Origin of the sequence: Cytobacillus sp. IB215665, assembly GCF_033963835.1 — a bacterium.
Classification (GTDB): Bacteria; Bacillota; Bacilli; order Bacillales; family SM2101; genus Nanhaiella.
Genome location: NZ_JAXBME010000014.1, coordinates 1 through 25,311 on the forward strand (window position 1 = coordinate 1; position 25,311 = coordinate 25,311).

Below are 25,311 nucleotides of genomic sequence, written 5' to 3' on the forward strand. Positions count from 1 at the left end.
GTGAATTTTAGTAAGCTCAAATTCACCTCTCTTTATTTTTTTAGCTAGTTATGTCCCAGCCTCCTATTATTATTTTGGAAACTTATTTTGCTCTTCCTAGAAAACAAATTGCTGTTTTCGTATGGCATGTTGTTTTCATTCTAAAAAATAATTGAGTATACAACTAGGCTTCCTGGCTTCTTTTCTAAAGACTATAAAAATTATATCATCAGAAACTCAAATATAAGTACAAACAAAAATGCACCAAAATTTTAATTAGCTGTTTTTCGATTAAAGGATGAAGAAGATAACACGAATACAACTATTTTGTTTTCTAATCTAGTTACAGTAGCAACAAATTCTAAAAAAATAATATTAGCGCTCTTCAGTACTGACTATGAATGTGTTTATTTACATTGTCGACATGAATTGCTAATGAGCGAATTCCTTTCTTAAGAAACCCTTCCTTTTTAAGCTGGCTTATGATTGTACTTGTCGTCTCTCGGGTTGATCCGACCATTGTAGCAATATCCTGGTGCGTAAGCTTCATTTCAATTGTTTGCCACTCGTTTTTTCTTTTGCCGGATTTTTCACTAAGTTTCAGTAATAAATATAAGACACGATATTTTACATCGCCAAGTGCTATTTTTTCACTCATCTCGTAAATATCTTTTAACCGAGCAGAGAGTATTGAAATAAATTTTAAGGCAATTTTTGGATTTTTCTCGATAAATGATTCAAACTCTGATTTCCCCATCACACATAAATATGTGTCAGTCATTGCTTGTGCATATACTTGATCGTCTATAAGAGAGAGGGTAGATGTTTCTCCGAAAATATTTCCATCAGTTAAAATATCTAATGTAAACTCTTTTCCTTGTGCATTCATACGATATAGGCGAACTTGTCCTTTTTTTAATAAAAACAAAGCTTTTATCGGAAGATTAGGATCTATAATAATTGTTCCTTTTTTGACTGGCTTCATCGAACTTAATTCATCAATTACTTGCAACTCTTCATTCGATAATTCTTCTAACAAACTAATTTGAGATAAGAACAATAATTTATCCATTGTGAGTCCCACTTTCCTTTGAAAGTATATTTTATAGTATACAAAAAATTTGATGATACGAACAGAACATTTATAGTGACGGTCACACCTGAGCATATCAAGTCATATGATATATCACGTTAGGAGGCTTAGGGATGGATAATAATTTATTTAAAAATATTGAGAAGAAAACAGGAGTCAAAATGAAGGATGTTTTCGAATTAGCCAATTCAGTACAACATGCAAACTTCCAAGACGAAAAACAAGTTAGGCAAATTGTGAAAAGAGTAGCTGAGTTAGCTAGACGTGACGTTCCAAAAGAACTTGAGGACAAAATCGTCAGTTCTATTATTAATGATGGGAAAAAGATTGATTTTGGAACGATTGCAAATATGTTAAACAAAAAGTGACTTCCTTCAAGCTAAACTAACTTTACGTATCAGGTGGAGAACAAGCTCCACCTGATTTCAAGCTGTAACAATGAAATAGATCCTCATCTATAATTAAACTCTTCCATTTGGAAGTTTTTTTTCTTTAAGGAGGGTGAAGTCAGAGGGAGGTAACGGATTTTTACTTTAATGAAATATCAGTTTTCGTTAAAGTTACTACGTCCTTTCCCAAGTTATAGTATGAACTTTAGCACTTATTTATAATTATATTTTAGTGCTGACGAAAATTTTTGGCACACATAATTTTCATGTGCTACTGAGCACGTATGAGTATATTTTTATTTTAGTATCATTGATGGTTTTTTACTCTATTACAACGCGTTATATGTTCCTAGCGAATCGTATAAGAAAAGATGATATTAGTATCGTTCTATGTATACTTATTTCCTAGTCAAGTGTAAAAAGCCTTTACTTAGTTATTCTATCAAGCTAGAGTCTATTTGTATAACCTTACATATGCAGGTGTAGAATTCATTCCTTGGGTATTTCTCTACATGAAATTGTGAAAACCTGTGTCAACATCCCGATATTTGAATAAAATAGCATAGAAAAATATAAGGGAGGTATGAACTGTTGAATCATTATTATCCACATATGCATAATCAGATGCACAATCCAATGCATGGAAATGTCATGCCAATGCATGGAAATGTCATGCCAATGCATGGAAATGTCATGCCAATGCATGGAAATGTCATGCCAATGCATGGAAATGTCATGCCAATGCATGGAAATGTCATGCCAATGCATGGAAATGTCATGCCGATGCATGGAAATGTCATGCCAATGCATGGGAATATGATGCCTTGGAACGGTAACGTGATGCCAGCGCATGAAAATGTCATGCCAATGTATGAGAATGTCATGCCAGCGCATGAAAATGTAATGCCGATGTACGAGAACGTTATGCCAGCACAAGAAAATGTGATGCCGATGTACGAGAACGTCATGCCAGCACAAGAAAATGTGATGCCGATGTACGAGAATGTCATGCCAGCACAAGAAAATGTGATGCCGATGTACGAGAATGTCATGCCAGCACAAGAAAATGTGATGCCGATGTACGAGAATGTCATGCCAGCACAAGAAAATGTGATGCCGATGTACGAGAATGTCATGCCAGCACAAGAAAATGTGATGCCGATGTACGAGAATGTCATGCCAGCACAAGAAAATGTGATGCCAATGCAAGAAAACGTTATGCCAGCACAAGAAAATGTGATGCCAATGCAAGAAAATGTCATGCCAGCACACGAGAAAGTAATGCCAGCTCACAGTCCCGAAGAAATGAAGGACTTCTGTAGAAAGTATAAGCACCACTTTGTCTGTGTGGAAATGAAAGATGGACGCCATTATGACGGAATAATTGTAGGTACGCAAGGAGATTCAGTAGTGATGTTAGTTCCAATGGGGGAAGTTGCGAACAGAGAAGAGCAACAACAATTTGTTAACGACCCTAATGGTGGATTTGGATATGGTTTTGGTGGTTTTGGTGGCTATCCACGTAGATTCCGTAGATTTGGTCGTTTTGGATTTCCTTTCTTTGGAATAAGACGCTTTGGTTTCCCATTCTTTTATTAACCCAGTGATCACATAGTTTGAAACATCTTAATGTCAAAGAGTGAGAAATAATTCTACCTTCGTCTAATTGTGTATATCTAGCTTATTAATATTAACAAATTTATATATATAAGGTGAAAAATATAAATATTGATGGAAACTAAAAGGACTACAATACGAAGGTAATCAAGTGTATGTTTAAAGAACGAAGAGCTAGGATAACTCGATCACTAGCTCTTTCTTGATTGTTTTCAAAATTATAAGCACTAAGATGACCATCGAATTTTACAGCTCCAAAGACTATCACCTAAGTGACAAGGCAAAAAAATGCTTTATTAAATAGCTTTAATGCGTTCAATAGAAATTGAGCTGATGAGTATCGGTATTTGCTCAATATGTCTGGTTGTATCCACATTGGTAAATATTTTTCGTACTAAGATTCGTAGCTTTTTATTTTATATAAATCATGAAAACCGTGTAAAGTCTTGTTCACCGGTAGTCATTTTATAAAAGTACAAAAAAGATAAAAAAGCATATTATCTTATTATTGAAGCTAAGAAACGTGATCGCTTAGCTTTTTTACCACGTCGCATATGAGGTATAGACAAGTATAAAGAGTCTTGCGCACGTGTCATGGCAACATACAATAAGCGTCGCTCTTCCTCAAGGATACGAATATCTCCATTTCGAAACGATTCTAATGCATAATCGTGTGGAAGGCTACCGTCCACAGCTCCTAACACGTATACGTTTTTATACTCTAGCCCCTTTGCTCGATGGATTGTTGATAAAGTGATTGAGTTGTTATACTGCTTACTAAGCTCCTTCATTTCTTTATTCATTGCAATCATGTGATCAATGTGCTCAACGAACTGGGTAAGATTTTCAAATTTCTTAGCAACAACCTTTAAGTCACGAACATCATCTGACCCTCTTTCAATGGCATTGCCTTCATTCCCTCTTTTTTTAACAAATTCAGCAAAGCCCATCTCTTGTTCGATTTTTTCTATAGCTTTGATTGGTTGTAGACTAGCTAAAGTTGTAAACAAAGGTACTATTTTTTGTAACTTTCTTTTTTGAAAAGGTTGGACATTTTGAAGAAATGCTAGGCCATCTACAAATGAACAATCTTCTAATATAGTAATTGCTTTCAAATCTTGATAGATTGATTGCTTTAAAAACTGTGCTGTTAAGATATCCCGAATAGCATTGCTATTATTTGGGTCTAAACTTAAGCGTAAATGTGCAACCAAGCTTTTAACAGTTCTCCTTTGGTAAAAAGATTCACTATCCTGTTCAATAGTGAAAGGTAAGCTAGACTGTGTCAACCTCTCAAATAGGGCTCTAGAAGCGGAGTGTGTTCGATAAAAGATCGCAAAGTCATTTGGCTCTGCACCATTTGCGATTTTTTCTTTTAAATCAGTGACAATCATTGTAGCTTCCTCTTCTTCATCATACGGATAAAAAACAGTTGGAACATGTTGGTTATTAATTTGTGATATCATATTTTTTTGATGACGAATACTATTCTCTGATATAACTTTATTTGCACTTTGGACAATATGATGTGTAGAACGATAGTTTTCTGCTAATATAACTGTTTTGCAGTTAGGATAATCTGTAGAGAAATGTAAAATAAATGATGGATCACTTCCTCGAAAGGCATAAATTGATTGATCATCATCCCCAACTACACAAAGGTTTTTTGTATGATTTGAGAGCAATTGAATGATCTTGTACTGGACTTTATTAATATCTTGAAATTCATCAATTAAAAAATAGTGGAAGCGTTGCTGATACTTTTTTAACAGTTGATCATTATTTTGGAAAAGCCGTAAGCAACCAACAAGCATATCGTCAAAGTCGAATAAAGATCTTTCTTGTTTCAATTGTTCGTAGCGTAAATATAAAAATCCTAGCTTTTCTTCCCATTCGTCTGTCGGTTTTATATCCATCGGTTCCAACAATGTGTTTTTCCAATAACTAATTTTTTGAAGTGCTTCGTCGTAAGCAAACTGCTTTTCATCTAAACTGATTTCCATTCCTGCTTGTTTAACAAGCTGTTCTCTTTGCCATTCCCATTTGATAAGTTTGTCACTTTGCCATTGCTCAGGGGTGTGGTGTAGAAGTATTTTGTAAAAAATACTATGGAAAGTTCCTATTACCATGCGACTGATCGTTGATGATGATATCCCATAAGAAAGTAGGCGTTGTTTCATTTCTTTTGCCGCTTTAGTTGTAAATGTAACGAGTATCATGCTAGCTGGATCTACTTTTTTATCTTTAATCATATAGAGTGTTCTTGTAGTTAAAACACGAGTCTTTCCACTCCCAGCACCAGCAAGAATAAGAAGTGGACCTTCTGTATGCTTTACCGCATCCCATTGTAATGAATCTAGCTGAATGTTGGTTGCGTATTTAACGTACTCTTTTGTTGTTTCATATTTAAATATTTGGGTTGTTTTTACGGTTTTTGCAGGCTGCCATATCATTTGCTTTTCCAAGACGGTTGATGAAATAGTACGTGATTTTGGTATTCGAAATCCATTTTGTTCAACATAATTAATAGTGTTCTCAGCTTCCCTTTCTTTTGGTTGATGAACTGATAACGTCTTAGCGTTTTGACAGGGTGTTTTTTTGTGATAAAAATGTGGTTGTTTTGACATACCTAGATATAATCGGACTTCTGCCCCACAATCTTTACAAGTAATTTCTCCTCGAAGACTGTTTTCATAGAGGCGCTGGAGATTTTCTCTATGTTGAGAATCTAGTTCAATAAGGCAATCATGATGTATTGCACAGTCCATGAAGGACCCTCCTAATGGCTTGTATATTTTTAACCTTTCTATCATAACAAAATGGTGAATGGAGGAAAAGTTGAATTGAAGAATTTGTTGATACTTAGGGTTTGCACAAAGTATTTCTATGATTTTCCATATATTAGGTTAAGTGTTTTGGACCTAAAACTTTGTAAAGCTAGGAGCATTATTTTAGAGATTTGTAAACAGGTGTGAGATGCTTTAATTAGTGTCTCTGTTCGAAGGAAAACTTTATTGCATTTGTAAACAATCGTAAGAAGTAGTTTTATACGCTTGTGCGCTTTGCAGTAGAAAAGATGTATAAACATATAAAGTATACGTTTTTATTCTTAGTATGAAAAACAACAATTAATTGATTAGTATTTAAGCGAGAAGTTTTGGAATATTATGAGTTATACAGGAAAAAACTTGCATCTTATCGAATGTTTATATATAAAGGAAGGTGATAGCTATGACTTTAATTGCACCTATTAATCATGAGCAATACAGTTTATACGCACTTCGCACCATTCCGTTCAAGCAAGATATGATGAAATTTAATCCAGTTTATAAGTCTACAATAGATGTACGGCTACAAGAACAATCATTTCCAATATCAATACTTCAAAAAAGAAAATACGAAGTGAAAGAAAATGAAGATAAGCTATATTACGAAATTACTGGTAAAGGGAAATATATAAATGAACTAGTCTGAGTATTGGAGGCGTACTACTAAATGAAGTTATGCAATATTCAACACGATTGTTATTATTTTCATGCTGCGGTCAATATTGGTTATGTTAAAGCAGGTGACCAAGGCTTGTTAATTGACGCAGGTCTAGATAAGAGTACAATAAAAAAAGTAATTAAAGAGCTTGATAAAGAACAGTTACCACTTACTCACTTATTTATTACACATGCACATGCAGACCACTTTGGAGGTGCTGCGCATTTACAAAAAACAAAAGATGTATTTACGATGGCTCCTCCAATTGAGGAGGCGATTTTACGGTATCCTATTTTAGAGCCAATATATTTATTTCAAGGAAACCATCCTTTACCGGAAATGAGAAATAAGTTCTTGGAAGGTGAAGCTATTAGAGTTGACCAAGTACTAAATGAAGGTAACCATGAAATAGGTGCTTTTACGTTTGAATGTATCTCATTTCCAGGACATAGTGAAAATCAAATGGGTATAAAAATCAATGAAATTTTATATTGTGGTGATGCTTATTTTAGTTTAGAGCAGCTTCAAAAACATAAAATTCCTTATATTGTAGATTGCCAACATACAATAAATACATTAGAGAAGTGTTTGACAATCGATTGTTACGGGGTAGTACCTGGACACGGCGAGTTTGAAACTGCTTATCAACGGACTATTAGAGGCAATATCGTATACCACCATCAAATATTAGATTGGATGAGTGACTACTTCAAGTTGAAAGAAGCCGGTGTTAGTCATGAAGAATTAGTTAGAGATGCATGTGAGGCCTGGGAGATTTCTTTGCCATTCGTATCATCGTGGATGCTGTATCGTACAGCGATAACCGCGTACGCTACTAAGCTAGTAAAGGACGACTTAGTAGAGTTATCTATAAAAGATTTTGCGCTATCATTTAACTGGAAAAGCTAGTGAATGTTTGTACTAGTTTGACACATCCAGAATGCTAATATGTGCTTCGTCATTTGTTGTTTGTTGGAATTCACAATATTTATAAACAATAACTAGGTATTAGCTGTTATGTATTAATGCAGCTAATATTTTTTTATGATGTGATAAATTTGAGTTGGTTTTTTTATTAATCTCTTTTTGAAATTTATGCAATTGACTTCGTTATATATGAGAGATGATAGCGCCACGAGTTTATATATTTTATTTCTTAATACGAAAGTAACAATCTGCGAAAACAACCTTCTAAAAACAGCAACAAGTATGAAAAAACGATCTTTTGACTACAAAAAAAGTCCAATAACTGTTGGACTCAAAGAGAGAGGTGTGTCTTAAGTACCGTTCATAACAAATAAGATACATTAAAAAGATGAGAAAAATATGTGATGATGATGGGAAATTGTGTGAATGATTGACAAGTCTCCTTTTTAGTCAGAAATTAACTCAAACCCCAACTAGCCGATCAATTGTGAGTCAATTAATGGGAGGAGCTATTGTTATTACGCTAATCGCTAGTCTTGTTTTATTGATAGCAGAAAGATTATTAAGCGTAAATATTCCAAATCGTGGAGAGATGTTCATATTACTCCTATTCACAGGACTTTGCTTTTTTTTGATTCAAAACGCATTATTATATTGGGTTGGCTATATGACAGTTCCAATTCTTATTCTCTTGTTCTTTTTTTCCTTACCTATTCTGTCAGTGGCTCCTGAACTTCTACCAGTAGTGACTAGAAATTGGTTGTACTCATGGGTACCTTTCCGATTTAGCGTCGAGCCCTGCAAAGGTATACTCTTTTTTGGAAAGAAATCATTTGATCATGGCTTAGGTATATTAGGTTGGAGTGGAGTAGTGAGTTTGATGTTGATGTTTTTAACTGTTTTGAAGTCAAAAAACGGTGTAAATGAAGCGGAAAGTCAGTTGAATTTAGATAGTCAAAAGTAAACATAAAGTACTTTTATTACGAAGTCTAATAGAAAGGAGAGGCATTAATACTTCTGGACGTGTAATCCCTCTCCTTCTCTCCATTCTGCGTAAAGTATTTCTGAAAACTTTGTTGCACCGTGAACTTGAATTTGCCCTTGAAGCCACTTTGTATCGAAGCCAACTTCCTCTAAATTTTCCCAGAGTACTTCCCCATCACTAATTAGAGTATTTGATAGTACAACATTTTCTTTAGATAAATTCATATCATCACGTGTTGGAGCAGCATATTTGGATTTTTTAAGAACGTTAACAGTTCCATCTGTTTCTAGTAATGCGTATTCAACTTCCCGAATAGAGAATGCATCCTTTGTTCGTAGAAGGTGTTGTAATTGATTAATATCAAGTTTGTTTTTCTTCAATTCATTATAATTAATTTGTCCCTTGTTAATAACAATTGATGGTTTACCTTCAAGAAAAGCTCTCGTTCTCTTCCATTTTTGAGTTATCATTTCCATCGTGTAAATTAATAATCCCCAAATCGCAACCGAATAAATTATTTGCCCTAACCCTGTATTTTCATCGAATAATGCGTTTCCGACTAACTCGCCGAGTACAAGTGCAGATATGAAATCAAAAGTAGTAATTTGTGTGATTTGTGATTTCCCTAACATTTTTGTGACCAAAAATAACGCAATAAAGCCAAAAAAAATCTCGATTGTTATATGATAATAATCCATGTTATGCACACCTTTATAAATGAATCAAAAAATATGCTGCTTTTAATTAACTAGGTTTTATGCAATTGCTATTAGTGTAAATGGTTTTTTTATATATTTTGTTACTAACGTGACAATATTAGAGTAACAAAAAATGATTTGTTAGCCAGTTGACATTATTTTTTGTAGATAAGTTAATGATTAAGTACGAAAAACAACAATTAATGCGAAAACAGCTTGATAAAAAAGAAAAATTGTTATTTCTTAAGTACGATACAGCGATACAAAATGACAAGGTTATGTACGAATGATTATTAAGAACGTCGCTTTAGCTATTCCTATAAGTTCATTATTATGATGTACATCCAGGAATTTTTTATGATCTTTTCAAGTGCTTTATTTTGTAGTAGACGGATAGTAAGGCGCTATTCTTAAGTAAATTATGTAAAAATGAACAGGGAGATAAAGACTTTATCTGGTTCAAAATGTTTAGGTGTTTATATTTATGTACGAAAATCAATTAGAAAATAGTCTTTATTAAATTTGTTGCTAATGTACTATGATTAGTCCAAGAAAATGGAATTAGGGGTGATTGTCGTCGATATATTGAAGTAGAGTCATTTGGGTAGGAAAGAGTAGCCTAATTATATCCTCATCGTCTAGAATTGCTAAACAAAACTTGTAGAAATAATACAATAACAAAACGAATATATGTTCTTATTGTTATGCTTGTGATAAAATATAAAGAAAATAAGGAGCAATAAAGACTATGGATAAAATTGATTGCATTGAGTTAAAACATTTTTCGGATGAATATTTTGAAACCTTATCTTCTTTTAAACTCCCCGAAGAACAAGTAAAGTTTACTGCATTGCCTAGTAAGGTTTTGGAGGTGACAGAAGGACAACATAGAATTTTGATTGTTAATAATAATGTACCTGTTGGTTTCTTTTTATTACATTCAACTGAACGAGTAAAGGAGTATTCAGTTAACCGAAAGCTATGTTGTTAACCGCATTATCTGTTGATCATGTGCATCAAGGAAAAGGTTATGCCAAACAAGGTATGATCGTCTTAAGCGATTTTGTTAAAGCTGAATTTCCTAATTGTAATGAAATAGTTTTAGCAGTCAATCATAAAAATGTTCCTGCCCAACAGCTCTATGCAACAGTAGGATTTGAAGACACAGGTACAAGAAAAAGCGGTCCAATTGGGGAACAGTTTGTAATGAAATTATCGCTGTAATATAAAAAATTGGCGTATTTTTGTAATAAATCAAAGAGCTTTTTTTAATGGGTTTATTAATATTGAGAAATTGTATGAATTTATTACCATGTCTATAAAATAATAGGTGAAAATTATTTTGATGAAAAATTAGCCAAAAGAGAGAACTTCTTTTTTTAAAGCATTAATGAAAGTTGCATTAGAAGGAACGTAATAAAATTTGGTTGGTAATAAAACATCAGTAACACCTAACACAAAGACGTAAATGAATGTCAATGAAAATATCGCTATTTTTGAAGACGATAAATAAAAAAGCGCTAATAACTATTTTTCGTTATTAGCGTAATGTACACTGTATTTTATAGACGTTATGTTAATTGTTTGACCATTGTAACGTGAGGAATTCCTGCATCCATAAAAACTTCAGAGACTGTTTCATACCCAAGTTTTTTATAAAATTGTTCCGCGTGGGTTTGAGAATTTAACTTTAATTTATTAATTCCTTGATCAATGGCATATTGTTCAATTTTGTCCATAATCATTTTCCCACTACCTTTTTTTCGGCTAGTTGAAAGAACACAAATACGCTCTACTTTACCCGTGTTTTCAAGTTGGCGAAAGCGACCCGCACCAATTGGCTGATTATGATCATACAAAACAAAGTGTGTTGCTTCATTTTCTAAGTTGTCTATTTCTTCTACTTCAGAAACTTGTTGTTCTTCGATAAAGACCTGTCTGCGGACCAATAATGCATCGTTATATTCATCGTTAGTAGTAGCTATTTTTACTTTCAAACAGTTAACAATCCTTTCCAAACTGAAATGTTTCATAAACAGTCCATTGTCCATTGTCTAATTGATATAATAAATGGAAACGGTCAATTTTTTCTTCGAAATTTACATTTGTCATTTTTAATCTACCAAAAACGTCAGAATGTTCATCATTCGATAGTTTTTGTCCTATCGTAATATGAGGTACAAATGCATATTCAGGTTCGTCTGCAAATAAGCCAGAATGAAGCATATCATGTAGGTTTAATAATTCGGGTGTAGGGTCAACCTTTAAATAAATGACGTTATTGACAGGTGAAAACGAGCTAAATTTATACACGTGTAGATTAAACGGCTGAACTTTTTCAGTTATATCCTTTAATTGTTCAACCATCTCTTTCATATCGTTATCATCTGATTCAAATGACGCTTTAAGTGTAATGTGTGGCGGAATAAGTGAATAATTAGGGTCATATCTCTTTCGGTATGAGTTCGCTTTATCCTGAAGTTGTTTTGAAGGGAATAATACAATTCCGTATTTCATGATTTCAGCTCCTTTTCTTAAAGTGGTTTTCTTTAATTATACTCATCTTTTACACATATGTTTGTACATCGGCAGGCTCCGAAACAACCAATTAGAAAAAATGCATCTACCTCTTTGACTACATGCTATTAAAATGTTTGAATATAATAATTTCTATTATAGCAAAATAAGTGAAAATTATATATATTAGCTATTTAAAGAATTATCTTGTTACATAGACAGCATCATTTTAAGCGCGCGACTAAGATCAGGTTGCCAATAAGTCCACGTATGGTCGCCATCAAATTCATTATAAAAAATCGGATAGGATTTTTTCTTCATTACGTCATGTAATTCTCTGTTCGGTTTTATAAAATCCTTTATTTGTCCATCGGTTGTCTTTACTTCTGTTTCTTGTTTTCCAATTACGTGATAAAGCTCCAATTGATGAGGAAGTTTGAAATCTTTTACCTTATCAATTACATGGTTGTTCACATATGGGGATTGCATAATGATTTTTCCAAATGTATGTGGATATGTTAGTGCAGCTAACAAAGATACAGTTCCACCTAATGAATCACCTAAAAGTATACGCCCCATACCCATATTGAATGTTGGATATTCTTTATCGATATATGGTGTTAACTCATCTGCTAGAAAGCGTATATATTGCTGGTGTTTTTCTCCATTTGGATGATACTTTTCTTTTCGGTCGTTCACATCTTTATAAGGTATAGCTACTATAATAGTGTTATCTATTTGTTTTTTAGAGAGTAGATGATCTGCCAATCTGGCAATTTTCCCTAGATTTAAGTAATCCTGGCCATCCTGTGCGATTAATACGTGATACTTATACAGTGGTGAAAAATTCACAGGTTCATATATGAGAATTTGTACTTCTTCATTAAGGGCTTCACTCATTAAAGTCACTTCTTTAATTTTACCTTTCATACCGTTCATGTGATAAACCTCCTACAGCTGTCATAGTACGTTAATATCATCAAATTGTACCATAAACAACGGTATAATGCTGTTAAAATGATAGGAGGGTGTGAGAGATCATAAATGATAGAATAAAGTTAAGGGAAGTAAAAAGGCAAGCGGAAAGGAACACCATCGATATGCCCACTTAAATGACATGTGTATGACGGTGTGTAATTGAAGTAGTTGCTGTCATTAATTGGCTTCTTTAAAGCTGGTTGTATTTTGTAAATAGCGATCAATGAGTGAATCTAAGTTATTGATTTTTTTTAGCGCCAGCTTTTTCTCAATTGTTCGATAGTGGTGTTCACCATTTGGTTCTTCGTCAGCCTCATCAGCTAATTTTACAACCTGTTGTAAGTCATCTGTATTTAGCTTGCCTTCAGGAAGGTAAGAATCTGTGTGTAGCAACACTGCTAATGCAATTTGCTTCGCATTCGTAGGTTTTTCTCCTAATCGGATTAATAGTTTATGTGCACGTTCGGCTCCTTTGATCGCATGTATATCATTTTGACGATATTGCTCAAAGTCCCATTTGCCGTTTTGATACCACTCATAATGGCCGATATCATGTAAGAGTGCTGCTTTTGTAGCTAAATCTACATCAACTTTATACTGTATTGCTAAATGAAAGGCATGGTAGGAGGTGGAAATTGCATGAGCGACTCCAGAACGATTGAGGTATTTTTGTGCAATCGGATGTGAAAATAGGTCTGTTAAGGTCACTTCTCTCATAGGTTGCTCTCCTCCATTCTATTGTAGTTCAATAAAAAAGTGTTTCTTTTTAGAATAACAAAAAAACACGGTGATTGGAATAGTTATTTTGTATTAATTACAAATTTTACGGTACTTTCACATTGTTTAGTCGCGTTGCACAATATAGCCACTTATACAACACTTCTATTTTGTTTTTCTTCTTAAACTTTCGTGTTATCGTTCTTAAAATAGAAGGTTATTCAACAGTTCTAGTTATAATTTTATAGAAAGAAAGATGCCCGGAAACCTAGTTGCATACGTGAATATTTTTTAGTAGAGAAAACAACTTTCTATAAGATAACAGCATATTACGAAAAGCAATAATTGATGCGAAAGCAGCCTATAATTTAAAAGATAAAAGTTGTATATATAAATGATGTTCACCAACTACGAAACGAGCCTTATTTTCATTGTGAAACTGGGATTGCCGATAAAATATTTGCTAAATTAAATGTTCGTTGTTCATGACGTAACAGACAATACGCTTTCACATAACTCGGTGTTACTTGTTCAACCCGTAAAATCCTTTGTGTTATTTGACCAGATTTAGACATGTATATGACTTCTATTGGTTGCTTTAGCTCTAAACATCTTAAAAATAATCGATACAAGATGTAACAACCCCTTATAGATTAAGATAAAATCTCAAAAAGTTTCTTTTCACATAGGAGAAAAAATACAGAAAATATGTTCTTTGTTACTTTATTATTGTCAATTTTCTGTCAATATATAATTTGACAGTGCTATTAGTGGGAAAATTGTATTGTAGCTATGGTATTGTGTGTAAAATTGACCAGGTAATCCGGTGCCAGTAGGGTAGGTGAGTTGCGTAGAAGAATAGTTATTTGTAATTAAAAATTGTATTCCAGTTTGAATCGACCTTTCCATTTTTGAATCAGAAGTAAGCAATGCATCTAAAGCCCATGCAGTTTGAGAAGGTGTACTAAATTGCAAAGGTACGAAACGTTCGACTTCAGCGCTGCGACAAGACTCTCCCCATCCACCATCATTATTTTGAATATTTTTCAGCCAACGAATTGCCTTACGTATACAAGGGTGATTTGTTTGGATACCAACTGCCCTCAAACCTGTAACAGCAGCCCATGTTCCATAAATGTAACAAATACCCCATTTCCCATACCAAGAGCCATTCTCTTCTTGGTTGTGAATTAACCAATTCACAGCTTCTTTTACTTGTGGCTGTTCTTTGTCATAGCCTGCGAAGTTTCCAAGATATTCAAGTGTACGTCCTGTTAAATCAGCTGTTGATGAGTCACGCAATGTAAAATTAGCGTTTTCGATTGGTAACGTAGCTAACCATTTTTGGTCAACGTTTTTTTCAAATGATGGCCAACCACCATCATTATTTTGCATAGACAGAAGCCACTTCTCCCCTTTCGATAATGCGACTTGAAAACGATGTTGTGTTTGAGCAGTTGATGTGATAGCTCTTAGTGCTACGGTTGTATCATCAATATCTGGAATAATCGTGTTAATATCTGAGAAACCCCATCCACCTGGTTCTGCATTAGGATTGTGTACTGCCCAGTCTCCATATTTTTTATGCTGACGGGACAGTAGGTATTCATTAGCATGTTGTATCATTGAAACATCTGCACTAACTCCTGCTTTTTGGAGCGCATAACTTAATAAGGCTGTATCCCATACAGTTGAGGGTGAGTTTTGAATATGAACTTGGTCGTCAAATTGGCAGTTGAGAGATTTCAACCCTTTAATTGCTTTTTGGATAATCGGTGAATCTTTCGTGTATCCCAATGCTAATAGTGCAAAAACCATGACGACAGTTGAGGTAGCATAACTGTACAAAGTTCCATTACTTTCAATTCTGTCTAGTAAAAACTTTTCAGCTTTTTTTAATCCTTGATCATGGATATATAGCGGATAGCTAGCAAGTTTTTTAAGCTGTGTTAAGAACTCATGTGATAGTCTACTTTCTCTAATCCAACTTTGTGTGAATAAAGAAGGAGGCGTGGTGAATAGATGACTTACATCTGGTGTATGATTAGAGCGAAGTGAAAGGCGTTTGTTTCCACAAATAGCCATAGGAATAAAATGAATACGGGCATAATTACTAATTGAATAAACGCTAAGTGGCGAAAGTTTTGGAAGCATTAATATTGACATAGGAATATAAAATGCTGTAGGCCAAGGATATTGGCCACATACAGAGAGAATAAACTTAGTTGTAAAATGAGCCTTAGTCAACCCACCTTGTGATTTAATGTATCGTTCTGCTTTCTTCATATTTGCATCATTTTTTTTCACAGCTTTTGAGCATAATAAGGCGAAGTAACATTGAATGGTCGCTGATAAATTTCCATTTTGCTCATCTTCATACAGCTTCCAAGTACCATTTTCACTTTGTATACTCAATAATCGATTTGCAAGTTTTGATGTTAATGATTCATCAACTATACCAAGGCAGTGTAACAAAATAATAGTATAACAATCCGTTAATGGAGGACCTTCAAAGCAAAATCGCCAAGTCCCATCTGTATATTGTATTTCATGGAGGTCATGCACCATAGTTGTAATTTCTTCACGAATTTCTTCGTTTGAAAACAAAATAATCACTCCTTATAAAGTGGTTAGCCTGGGAGAAGGGTTGATCAGCTTTTTAAAACAACCTTCTTACTATATATTCATGTATGCTTGTACATATTGACGTGACAGGAAAACAATACTATAAAAAAATCATTTTAATACTGAGAATAGATACGTATGAGTAAGAAATGAAAGAAACTGTACGTACATGCATTTTCATACGATCTACTTCTATTACAGTTAGTGAGTAATATCAGTCAATAAGTTAGCCTCTTTTCATAAACGTTGTTGCTACAGTTCCTAAAATAGAAGATAAAGATGTTGTTTCATTCAACAGTTATCGTTTTATAAAAGAAAGATGCCTGAAAACTAGTTTTATACGTGTTTATTTTTTAATCATTCTATACGAAAACAGCAATCAGTAAAAAATATTTACCATCATTAGTTGAGGAGATGATTGTTTGAAATGATCGTAATAGTACAAGGGGGGAGAGTTTTTTATAAACTATGTAGCAAATTGACTTCGATTAGAACATTTAATTGAAATTAAGACAAAAAATGTAAAGTTACGGAAAACTGAACTTGTCATTAGGTTTAGGTGTATACGTGTTAGTTCGTTGTAGGATAATCAACAGTAAATAATTTTAATTGCGAGGTGGATAAAAATGAAATGGGTTCGTATTTTATGTGGCTTACTAGTATTTGTACTTCTGTTATGTCAATTGGAATCCCCTGTATCTGCTCATAATATGTCTAGTGGAAAAATAATAAAATTTTCAAGCGATAGTTATGTTCAAGATAGAATAAAAGTAGCTAATTTACCTGAAGCTAATGTTACATTGCAAGCGATTAAAGAAGACGAGTGGTTTAAATATTTTCAGCTTACAGTAGGAAAACGAAAAAAAGAGTTTGTACATTGGATGAATGTCACAGATCATGATTTTCAACCAAAATTGTACTCTATTGATGTAACAAATACAGGTCAGGAGGAAATTATTGTTGTCCTCACGACAGACCGAGACAAAGGTGTTTATATAAATGAAGCACATGTTTTAGAAAGAACATTAGTTGACAAAACAGATGTAGTAAAAGAAATTTATATAGAGAATCCACGAACCATCGCAGCTCAAAAAGTTAATATGAAGAGAACGAAGCGAGGAGTAGTTTTAGTAGTAGATGGTAAAAGTACATTCATCCCAAATAATAAGCTAGATTCTAAAGAAGAGTTACCCCAACTATCAATGGACCATTTTGTCAAATTTACGATAGAAGACAATACACTTAAGGCTATATTATTAGTAGAAGAAAAACCAAATCACTATTATGGTAACATTGTCATTACATACGAATATGATAATGGCATCATGAAAGCTGAAAAAGTAGAGCTTCGATTAGGGTAACAAAAGCGCGTTTTAGATTGGCAATAAAGATAAAATAAACATCATTTAATTATGTTAAACCTACATGTTTCCAAGGAGATGATACATATAGATAGATGTTGTTATGGTTAAGGAAGGGAAAAATTACACAAGAAAAATTTTGTCCAATACATGATTAGATGGATCAATAAATAATGAGAAGTCAGGAAACTTCAAACATTTAACCTATTAGATGGATATTCAGCAAATTTATAAATACGTCTAATAGATTAATTTTCTAAGTCATCTGTTGGACATTCAACACTACAATTCACAATCTTAACTATATAATAAATTAGCATTCTGTTCGAAAAAATTGTTGCTTGATTTTTTGTAAATGTCATTCACATGAAGGAAGAAAAAATGCAGGTTCTTATCTCTGAGCAAGAAAAACAACCTTTAGATACAATTTAATACTGAGAAATACAAATAAAAAAAGAAACTACAATGCAAATGTACTTCGCAAAGTAGTTGATGTAAACAATCTATTTTGAACACATTGCCAAACTATGAAGAGCCTTTGCAATTACAAGACGGCATTCCATGTACAACTCCACTTGATGGTGATAGTCTCTTTTGGCTACATTGCTCTTCAAGAGCTGAAATAAGAAGGTTCTGGACTATTATTGATTCTGGGGTTTCGAAGGCAGGGTTAGCTAGGTTTTTTTCTTCTAACGGATCATTAGTAAGGTTGTATAGTTCAAATTGATCTGGAACTGGATTATACTTTGTTTTCGTTAAGCAAAGGTAGCATTGCTCATTTGATGTTGTATTAATCGCAGAGCTCTGGACAGTTGTGTTGTCCTCACACCCAGGATCACTCCAAAATTGTGGATTATCATAATAACGACTAAGCTTCCATCTTTCTCTTTTTTTATCCATACCAGTAGGTAACATCGTAATAATCGCTTCAATATGATTTGGCTGGACGACTGATTCATACGGCTCTCCTGATAATGTGACTTGATTCAATCCCCTTGTCACATCATCATCACTCATAAAATAAATCGGTTCATCGTCACGGTAAAAATCCTTTCTTCCTTTTAACAAGGGGGTAAGGTCACGACCAACTAGAGGGTGTACTTCAGTATGATCTGGCATCAGCTTCTCTTGTATTTCCATTGGATTAATACCAGCTAAGCCTAGCATAGTTGGTAGAACATCAACGTGACTCGTTATCCTGTCTGTACTTTGTCGACCAGAGAACAGCATAGGACTGTGGATGATCATAGGGACATGAATCGACTCTTCGTATGTGTTATACCACTTTTGAAATAATCCACCGTGTGCACCTAATAATTCTCCATGGTCAGACAAGAAAATGACAATTGTATTATCATAAAAATTAGATTTCTGAAGTGCTTGAAATACTTTCAACATTTCTTGATCGGCTTCTTTTTGTAAAGAATAATACAACTGGCGATAAAAGAGTGTGTCTCTTAGAGGTTGCAATGCTTGCTGATAAGTAACTCGATAGCTCTCTTGTGCAATGGGTTTTGTAGATAATGATTCCTTTGCAGTTGGAGCAGGAGGGATGAAAGGAACAGAAGGGTCTACTTTAAAATTATACAGTGCACTTAATTCTGTAACGATTCCGAATAATGCGATATCATGAGGATTTACAAATGAGCTCATTATCAACCATGGTGCATCATTTTCTTCTTGTAATTCGAGAGACTGAATCAATGCAACAACTTCTGCAGAATAAACAACATCTCGCCCACTGACGCCAATTGCTGCTGAACATCCTGAATTTCGAGGAGCTGAACCATGAGGCTCAGGACCTACCCAGCCGGAGAACCCAAACTTATCCAATTGATCAGCTCCCAAGTACTTGCGAACCTTCTCTTCATCAGGTATTCCTGTCAATGTATAGCTTGGGAAAGCATCTTTCGTACCAGGAATGAGAATATCTTCATCAGAAGCATGCCACTTTCCTTTCCAAAAAGTACGATACCCAGCAGCTCGAAAATAGTCACCCATCGTTGGAACACTGTTTGGGTCTAACCAAAATAAATCTGGGTCAAACGCGGTTTTAGCTACACCGCTCGTTTGTGTTACCCCATGTAGGGAAGGGTATTGCCCAGTATACAATGTCGCACGACTTGGTGAGCAAGCTGTACTCCCAGCATAATGATTGTTAAATTCAAATCCATTTTCACGTAAAAGCTCTTGTGCAATAATATTTTCTTTCCTCCATAACTTGAGTTCTTCATTTTCATAAATTGATGGAAATCTTTCTTGGTCAACCATTAAAATAAGAAAGTTTGGCTTATCTTTTTGGGCATTTTTGCGGTCTGAACTTGTTGTCAACTTGTGATCCACTTAGCATAACCTCCATATATTATGATTAGGTTAAAAGGTAGTCTCGTATGCTTTAATTCATCTTCACTATATGTTGGTTATAAAGTTATCATTCTAGAATCATTATGAATAAGCTGTATAACACTCGATGTCCCACGATGGGTAGAGAACACCTTTCATTGTTTCTAAAATGTATACAAATAGAGTGTACGCACCATTTTTTGAATTATCACCCTCAATTGACAAAGAATAAACACCGCTATTACAAAGTGTTCGTTCCATTGAGCGTAATAAACAATATATATCGAAAAACTCGAAATATTGATAAAATGATTGTTAAATAGTTGTATTGGAGGATAATAATGAAAAATAAAGTTACAGGTGTTTTACGAATATTAGGAGTACTTACTATTTGTGTAGGGATAATTATAGGCGCTTGGTTAGCAAATGATACACAACTATTATCTTTTGGAGGGGCTTTTTTAATTGCCTGTGTTATAAATAGTTTTTTGTTATTTGGTCTTGCTGAGGTAATGAATGTGGCATTCAAGATCTACGAAAATATTGGCGGTTCGACACTCAAAAAACTTGATATATCTGGCTCACTAGAAAATGTACAAGCAAATAGTAAAACAAAACGAGTCAGTATAAGCGATAGAAAGACGATTGAAATGTTTTATGTTGATTCACATAGTCAAACAGCAATTGAGATAGTAGGCACCCCATTTGAGGATTTCTTTTTGGTGAGAAACAGTGACGGAGGAATAGATATAGTAGAATTAGGTGGTTTTAAGCCGCAAATACTAAGCACAGAAAGTATAATAAATAATCCTCAATTAAAAGATTGGTATGAGTCATTATAGATAAAAAAACATTCATCGAATACAAGCAATCTCTGCGATTCTTCAAATGTCGTCATATAAAATTTAGATAAGACAATAGAAAGTACAAGGTTCAACTATAGCATAAATAGTTACATATCTTTGTTGCTAGTAAACTTGCACTAAATTAAATAGTCATTTTTAATCGTGGATGTTCTAAAATATTTGGAAATTAATATATTTAATCAATAGGCACATTGCGAAATCTTGATTACAATTTTATTAATCATGGAAAATAGCTTCAAAAATTATTAAGTAAAAAGATGCTGCGAACGAAAAAAAGCATAATATAAAATCAAAAATCTGTGCGAAAACAGGCAGCAAATAAAAATTGTTATGTATTCACTTGAAATGCCTTAAGATAATGTCTAAATCCTTTAATAATACCTCATCATGGAGGATCTCGTAATTGGTTAGTCAGTTATACAAGAACCATTTTACAGTTTATAGCTATTATCCTGTCATGAGACCAAAAAAGGAGTGAAAGCATTGTTAACGAAGGAGGAACAGTTTATACTTGACGAACTAAAATTTATTTTTAAAAATGAAGGCAAAACAGCAGTTGAATTCAATAGACGAGAATTAGTAGAGCATTTTTCAGACATCAATGTTCCAGTTGTTATAAAATCTCTAGTGATCAATGGCTACTTAAGTATTGAACATCTGCCAAAAGGAAAACTCTTACTAACCATCTTGTAGATTAATAATAACAGTTAAAGCCTTAAGGAGATATTGTCTGTTTACAGGATGCCAAAGAACACAAAGAAATCAAAGAGTAACGGATACATAAATAACTATTGTTGTATATGTATCCGTTACTTAATGCTAATACTCGTAGTTAGCAAACAATCTTCATTAGATTAGAACAAATACATACCTCCATTACGTTATCGTTATTCATAAATAACGATGTAATATTTGTTTGTATTATAAACTGTGTTTGGCTGAACATTGTTTCCAAAACTATTGTATGAAAAGTGACGAGCCACTTGAAAAATTATAGGATTCGTAGATGAGTCCTATAATAATTAAGTACGTTGGCTGGTCTTTTTGTTGTGCATGAATAATACTGATTTCTAGATAGTAGCTTGTTTATAGGTTGCTAAAACTAATTCGGATATGGTTTTCTTTTGGTTATATATACAAGAGCCTTTTCATGTGTAAGATCCATTTATGAAATTTTCTTTCTTAGGTATTGTATTACACATTCCCTAATGTTGTTGATACTTAACAACTATTTTATTTGAATCCAAAATCTCCATAAAAACTTTAAAATTTCATTTTATAATAACTCTGTTGAACTAACTAAAAGGGTTGCTACAAGAATAACCTTTTATTAATTATTGGGGTGTGAAAATTGAAAAAGGTGGTTCAGTGTATACTACATAAAATGGATGAGTTCAGTGTTGAGTAATATGCGTAAAAAAGAAAATAAAATAATATTTATTACTAAAGGGTATGCTGTGACAATACCAAAGAAACTTAGAGATTATTGTAATATGGAACCTGGGCACGTAGTGGATGTTTACTATAGTGATATGTGTATAGAAATAACGAGCAATAGAAGAAATGAAAGCTTAGAAAATCAAGTAGTGATTGGTTCCAGAGGTTCAATATATATACCAAAAGAAATACGGAAATTTACGAATATTAATGAAAGCACTAAATTTAAAATTTGTATTAATGAAAGTTTAAAATCAATCAAACTAATACCTTTTGTTTAGGGCAATAGACTTGGACTTTGGTGTACATAGGTTTATTACATCATTCAACAAACTAAGTTTTAACAAAAAATACATTATTTCTTCAAAAAAAATCCTTTAAATCTGCATATTCCCTCGATATTTTTAGAATGTAATAAAAATATCTTCATAGAGGAGTTAGGGATGTTAAAGAAAGTATCAGCATTTAGCCTACTCGTAGTGTTACTAAGTATAGGGATAGTCGTATATGCAGATGGAGGAGATGCGGGAAATGATGAAGACATTTCATCAGTTATTAACGGCTTTAGAGGAGAAAGTACTTTAATAGAACAAAAAAATCAACTCTTTGAACAATCCGATGGTCATGCTCACGGTGAAGAGATTGTAAATGTAGATTCTCCAAATTATGTTGTATTAGGAATATTTGGGACAATTATCTTCTTGCTTTTAGTGTTAGGTCTCACTTTAAAATTACTTAAGAGAAAAATGGAAGAAGCATATATTCAAAGAATACATATGAAGAACTTGTTGTCTCATCCCATTATAAGCAGTTTTCTTAAAAGTAAATGGTATCCTGGGATTTTTCAATGGACAGCTATTGTTGTGTTTTCAGTCATTGTATTTCAGTTAGTTGCTGGTACAACAAATGGTCATAAGAATTTTGGAACGACGATGACATGGGTTCTTTGGTGGCCTATTATTCCGCTTTTATTTATCTTGTTTGGAAGGTTTTGGTGTGCAGTTTGTCCATTCGGCAAAATAAGTGACATTGTTCGAAAATATTTTGGTAGTGAATTCCCCGTTCCAAAATTTCTAAAACAGTATGGTATTTGGTTAATTGACATATTTTTTATTTTAATTACATGGAGTGATCACGTTTTTGGTATTGTCGATTCACCTAGAGGATCTGGGTATTTATTATTAATCTTGTTGACAATGGTCGTCATCACATCTGTTTTTTACGAAAGAAGAACTTTTTGTAAGACACTATGCTTTCTAGGTGGTCTTGCAGGTAATTATTCTAGAGCTGGTATTGTTGAATTAAAAGGGACAGAAGAAATTTGTAAAAGCTGTAAAACTCAATCATGTTATCGGGGTAACAGCAAAGTTGAAGGTTGTCCTATGTTTCAATTTCCAAGAACAATGGATACAAGTGCGGATTGTAACTTATGTGCGAATTGCATTAAAGCTTGTCCTAATGATTCGATTCAAGTTTCAATTCGTAAACCTACTAGTGAGTTATGGGGTATAAAAAAGCCGAGGTTAGAGCATACCGCATTAGCAGCTATCATTATGGGAATCGTATTTGTTCAAAATATAACGATGTTGTCTGTATGGGAAGATATTCTACAATACATAAGTCAATTAACGAGAACAACGAGCTATGCAATTAATTTTACAGTTGCATTTATAATATCAATGGTTATTCCATTATTCCTTTTGTGGTTTGCTTCTTTTATATCATCTAATAAAAAGGACATGCAAACAATTAAAGAGTATTTTGTAATTTTTGGTTATGCAATTATTCCACTGGATTTGGCAGGGCATATTGCACATAATTTATTTCATATTTTGACCGAGGGGAAAGCAATTTGGTACAATACGCTCCAGTTGTTTGGTATTAAAGCGAGTGGTGATTTAGCTATTAGTTCAAGTTTAACAGTACAAATATTACAGTTTGCAATTATTGTTTTAGGATTGCTTGGCTCGATTTATGCCGTACATCGTATCGGGAACAATAATGGTATTCAGAAGAAGCTACCTTTTTATGTGTTAATGATAGTATTTACAGTAGTCAATATTTATCTGTTTGCATTGCCAATGGATCACCGAGTTCATTAAATTTTTTTCTAGAAGGAGACTAATATATATGAAAATGTTAAAGACAATTGCTCCAATTTTATTAGTAGGAGTAGTACTTGTTGGCTGTAATTCCAATGAACAAACTACAGAACCTAAAAAAATAGAAGGTGGCAAAAAAATTGAACATATGCACGGGTTATCATATCAGGATGATACGATCTTTGTTGCTACACATGAAGGAATGATTTCCACTAGTGATAAAGGAGAATCATGGTATACTGTTAGCTCTCATGATAATGATTTTATGGGTTATCATGCACTATCGAATGGTGAAATGATAACAAGCGGTCATCCAGGGAAGTCATCAAACCTTCCAGATCCTCTAGGACTTTTAAAAAGTACTGATAATGGAATTACATGGGAAGAAGTATCGTTACAAGGCAAGATTGATTTTCACATTTTAGATGCAAATTATTCAAATACTGATATTATATATGGTTTGAATCAAATGGGTAGTGGCAAATTTGGGGCAGGTATTTTTAAATCAATTGATGGTGGCGAAAATTGGGATAAAATTGAGCCAGTTGGCTTACCAGATGACCTTCATAAAATTTACACATTAATCTCACTGCCGAATAATGATAGTGAACTATTGGCTGGAACACAAAATGGTGTCATGCGTTCTGAAGATAGTGGAGAGACATGGGAGTTATTAGATGGAAACCGCTTAATTACTGCAATTACAGTTATGCCAAATGAAAGCAAGGACTTAGTGAGCTACTCAATTACACAAAATGAAGCAGGTATTATGAAAAGTAGCGACAATGGCGAGACTTGGGATTACATTGGTCTAGACTTGGGAGAGGATGCAGTCAATAATATATCTATAAATGCGGATAATAATAACTTAATGTCAGGAACAACATTTAACAACTCTGTGTATGTGACTGAAGACGGTGGGAAAAATTGGAAACATACGATAGATGCTGGAACTATTAAATAACAGCTATAGAAGAGACTCGACATATTAGTTGGGTCTTTTCTATATTTAAGAAATGTTGAGTATTACATATTTGAAATTAACAAAATGCTTTAAGAATCTGCAAAATTTCTCTATTAATTTCGAAGATAGTAACGATAAATAACATAAGCTGGTTGCATAAACTTAGTTGCTACTAGTCCTTCACTATTAGCAACATAAACGTATTGAACATAAGAAAATGAAAGTTA

21 protein-coding genes and 1 pseudogene are annotated in these 25,311 nt (G+C 33.6%); 12 read left to right on the forward strand and 10 right to left on the reverse strand.

Going from position 1 to position 25,311, the window contains the following annotated elements:
• Window positions 1-364 precede the first annotated feature (364 nt).
• Window positions 365-1,051 carry a Crp/Fnr family transcriptional regulator gene (locus SLH52_RS15920; protein ID WP_320210264.1) on the reverse strand — a complete coding sequence of 229 codons (687 nt, stop codon included), beginning with the start codon at window positions 1,049-1,051 and terminating at the stop codon, window positions 365-367.
• Between the two features lie 134 nt (window positions 1,052-1,185).
• Between SLH52_RS15920 and SLH52_RS15925 the strand changes: the two genes are divergently transcribed.
• The gene (locus SLH52_RS15925) at window positions 1,186-1,440 is read left to right on the forward strand and encodes a stage VI sporulation protein F (RefSeq protein ID WP_214483339.1); all 255 of its coding nucleotides are present in this window, start codon (window positions 1,186-1,188) and stop codon (window positions 1,438-1,440) included.
• Between the two features lie 612 nt (window positions 1,441-2,052).
• Complete coding sequence (locus SLH52_RS15930) at window positions 2,053-3,060, forward strand: hypothetical protein (RefSeq protein WP_320210265.1); 1,008 nt, start codon at window positions 2,053-2,055, stop codon at window positions 3,058-3,060.
• Window positions 3,061-3,575: 515 nt separating this feature from the next.
• Here SLH52_RS15930 and SLH52_RS15935 read toward each other — a convergent pair.
• On the reverse strand, window positions 3,576-5,846 hold the full coding sequence (locus SLH52_RS15935) for an ATP-dependent helicase (RefSeq protein ID WP_320210266.1): 2,271 nt from the start codon (window positions 5,844-5,846) through the stop codon (window positions 3,576-3,578).
• Between the two features lie 463 nt (window positions 5,847-6,309).
• Between SLH52_RS15935 and SLH52_RS15940 the strand changes: the two genes are divergently transcribed.
• The 3 genes from SLH52_RS15940 to SLH52_RS15950 all read left to right on the forward strand — a co-directional run bounded on the left by SLH52_RS15940 (window position 6,310) and on the right by SLH52_RS15950 (window position 8,455).
• Window positions 6,310-6,552, forward strand: coding sequence for a hypothetical protein (locus SLH52_RS15940; RefSeq protein ID WP_320210267.1), 243 nt, complete (start codon window positions 6,310-6,312; stop codon window positions 6,550-6,552).
• Between the two features lie 21 nt (window positions 6,553-6,573).
• Window positions 6,574-7,473 carry an MBL fold metallo-hydrolase gene (locus SLH52_RS15945; RefSeq protein WP_320210268.1) on the forward strand — a complete coding sequence of 300 codons (900 nt, stop codon included), beginning with the start codon at window positions 6,574-6,576 and terminating at the stop codon, window positions 7,471-7,473.
• A 517-nt stretch (window positions 7,474-7,990) separates the two neighbouring features.
• A complete protein-coding gene (locus SLH52_RS15950) occupies window positions 7,991-8,455 on the forward strand; it encodes a hypothetical protein (protein ID WP_320210269.1) in 465 nt (154 codons plus the stop codon).
• A 44-nt stretch (window positions 8,456-8,499) separates the two neighbouring features.
• Here the strand turns inward: SLH52_RS15950 and SLH52_RS15955 are convergent, their stop codons facing one another.
• Entirely contained in the window at window positions 8,500-9,174 is a 675-nt protein-coding gene (locus SLH52_RS15955) for a DUF421 domain-containing protein (protein WP_320210270.1), read from the reverse strand.
• Window positions 9,175-9,922: 748 nt separating this feature from the next.
• On the opposite strand from SLH52_RS15955, the pseudogene SLH52_RS15960 reads away from it, so the two are divergent.
• A pseudogene (locus SLH52_RS15960) lies at window positions 9,923-10,398 on the forward strand (GNAT family N-acetyltransferase).
• Between the two features lie 347 nt (window positions 10,399-10,745).
• Here SLH52_RS15960 and SLH52_RS15965 read toward each other — a convergent pair.
• The 6 genes from SLH52_RS15965 to shc form a co-directional block, all read right to left on the reverse strand.
• Window positions 10,746-11,171, reverse strand: a complete 426-nt coding sequence (locus SLH52_RS15965) for a GNAT family N-acetyltransferase (RefSeq protein ID WP_413785549.1) — start codon at window positions 11,169-11,171, stop codon at window positions 10,746-10,748.
• Window positions 11,172-11,175: 4 nt separating this feature from the next.
• A complete protein-coding gene (locus tag SLH52_RS15970) occupies window positions 11,176-11,691 on the reverse strand; it encodes a YjcG family protein (protein WP_320210272.1) in 516 nt (171 codons plus the stop codon).
• A gap of 210 nt (window positions 11,692-11,901) precedes the next feature.
• Window positions 11,902-12,630 carry an esterase family protein gene (locus SLH52_RS15975; protein ID WP_320210273.1) on the reverse strand — a complete coding sequence of 243 codons (729 nt, stop codon included), beginning with the start codon at window positions 12,628-12,630 and terminating at the stop codon, window positions 11,902-11,904.
• A 216-nt stretch (window positions 12,631-12,846) separates the two neighbouring features.
• A complete protein-coding gene (locus SLH52_RS15980) occupies window positions 12,847-13,386 on the reverse strand; it encodes an HD domain-containing protein (RefSeq protein ID WP_320210274.1) in 540 nt (179 codons plus the stop codon).
• Between the two features lie 428 nt (window positions 13,387-13,814).
• Entirely contained in the window at window positions 13,815-14,018 is a 204-nt protein-coding gene (locus SLH52_RS15985; RefSeq protein WP_214483383.1) for a hypothetical protein, read from the reverse strand.
• 100 nt (window positions 14,019-14,118) lie between these two features.
• Window positions 14,119-15,993, reverse strand: coding sequence for a squalene--hopene cyclase (shc, locus tag SLH52_RS15990; protein WP_320210275.1), 1,875 nt, complete (start codon window positions 15,991-15,993; stop codon window positions 14,119-14,121).
• 644 nt (window positions 15,994-16,637) lie between these two features.
• On the opposite strand from shc, the gene SLH52_RS15995 reads away from it, so the two are divergent.
• Entirely contained in the window at window positions 16,638-17,372 is a 735-nt protein-coding gene (locus SLH52_RS15995; protein ID WP_320210276.1) for a hypothetical protein, read from the forward strand.
• A 525-nt stretch (window positions 17,373-17,897) separates the two neighbouring features.
• On the opposite strand, the gene SLH52_RS16000 is transcribed toward SLH52_RS15995, so the two are convergent.
• Entirely contained in the window at window positions 17,898-19,715 is a 1,818-nt protein-coding gene (locus SLH52_RS16000) for a sulfatase-like hydrolase/transferase (RefSeq protein ID WP_320210277.1), read from the reverse strand.
• Between the two features lie 341 nt (window positions 19,716-20,056).
• Here SLH52_RS16000 and SLH52_RS16005 point away from each other — a divergent pair, with 341 nt between their 5' ends.
• The 5 genes from SLH52_RS16005 to SLH52_RS16025 all read left to right on the forward strand — a co-directional run bounded on the left by SLH52_RS16005 (window position 20,057) and on the right by SLH52_RS16025 (window position 25,084).
• Window positions 20,057-20,557, forward strand: coding sequence for a hypothetical protein (locus SLH52_RS16005; RefSeq protein ID WP_320210278.1), 501 nt, complete (start codon window positions 20,057-20,059; stop codon window positions 20,555-20,557).
• 507 nt (window positions 20,558-21,064) lie between these two features.
• Window positions 21,065-21,274, forward strand: a complete 210-nt coding sequence (locus SLH52_RS16010; protein ID WP_320210279.1) for a hypothetical protein — start codon at window positions 21,065-21,067, stop codon at window positions 21,272-21,274.
• 707 nt (window positions 21,275-21,981) lie between these two features.
• Window positions 21,982-22,299 carry a hypothetical protein gene (locus SLH52_RS16015; RefSeq protein WP_320210280.1) on the forward strand — a complete coding sequence of 106 codons (318 nt, stop codon included), beginning with the start codon at window positions 21,982-21,984 and terminating at the stop codon, window positions 22,297-22,299.
• 162 nt (window positions 22,300-22,461) lie between these two features.
• Window positions 22,462-24,120: a 4Fe-4S binding protein gene (locus SLH52_RS16020; protein WP_320210281.1), complete on the forward strand. Its 1,659-nt coding sequence runs from the start codon at window positions 22,462-22,464 to the stop codon at window positions 24,118-24,120.
• Between the two features lie 28 nt (window positions 24,121-24,148).
• Complete coding sequence (locus SLH52_RS16025; RefSeq protein ID WP_320210282.1) at window positions 24,149-25,084, forward strand: F510_1955 family glycosylhydrolase; 936 nt, start codon at window positions 24,149-24,151, stop codon at window positions 25,082-25,084.
• Window positions 25,085-25,311: the final 227 nt, after the last annotated feature.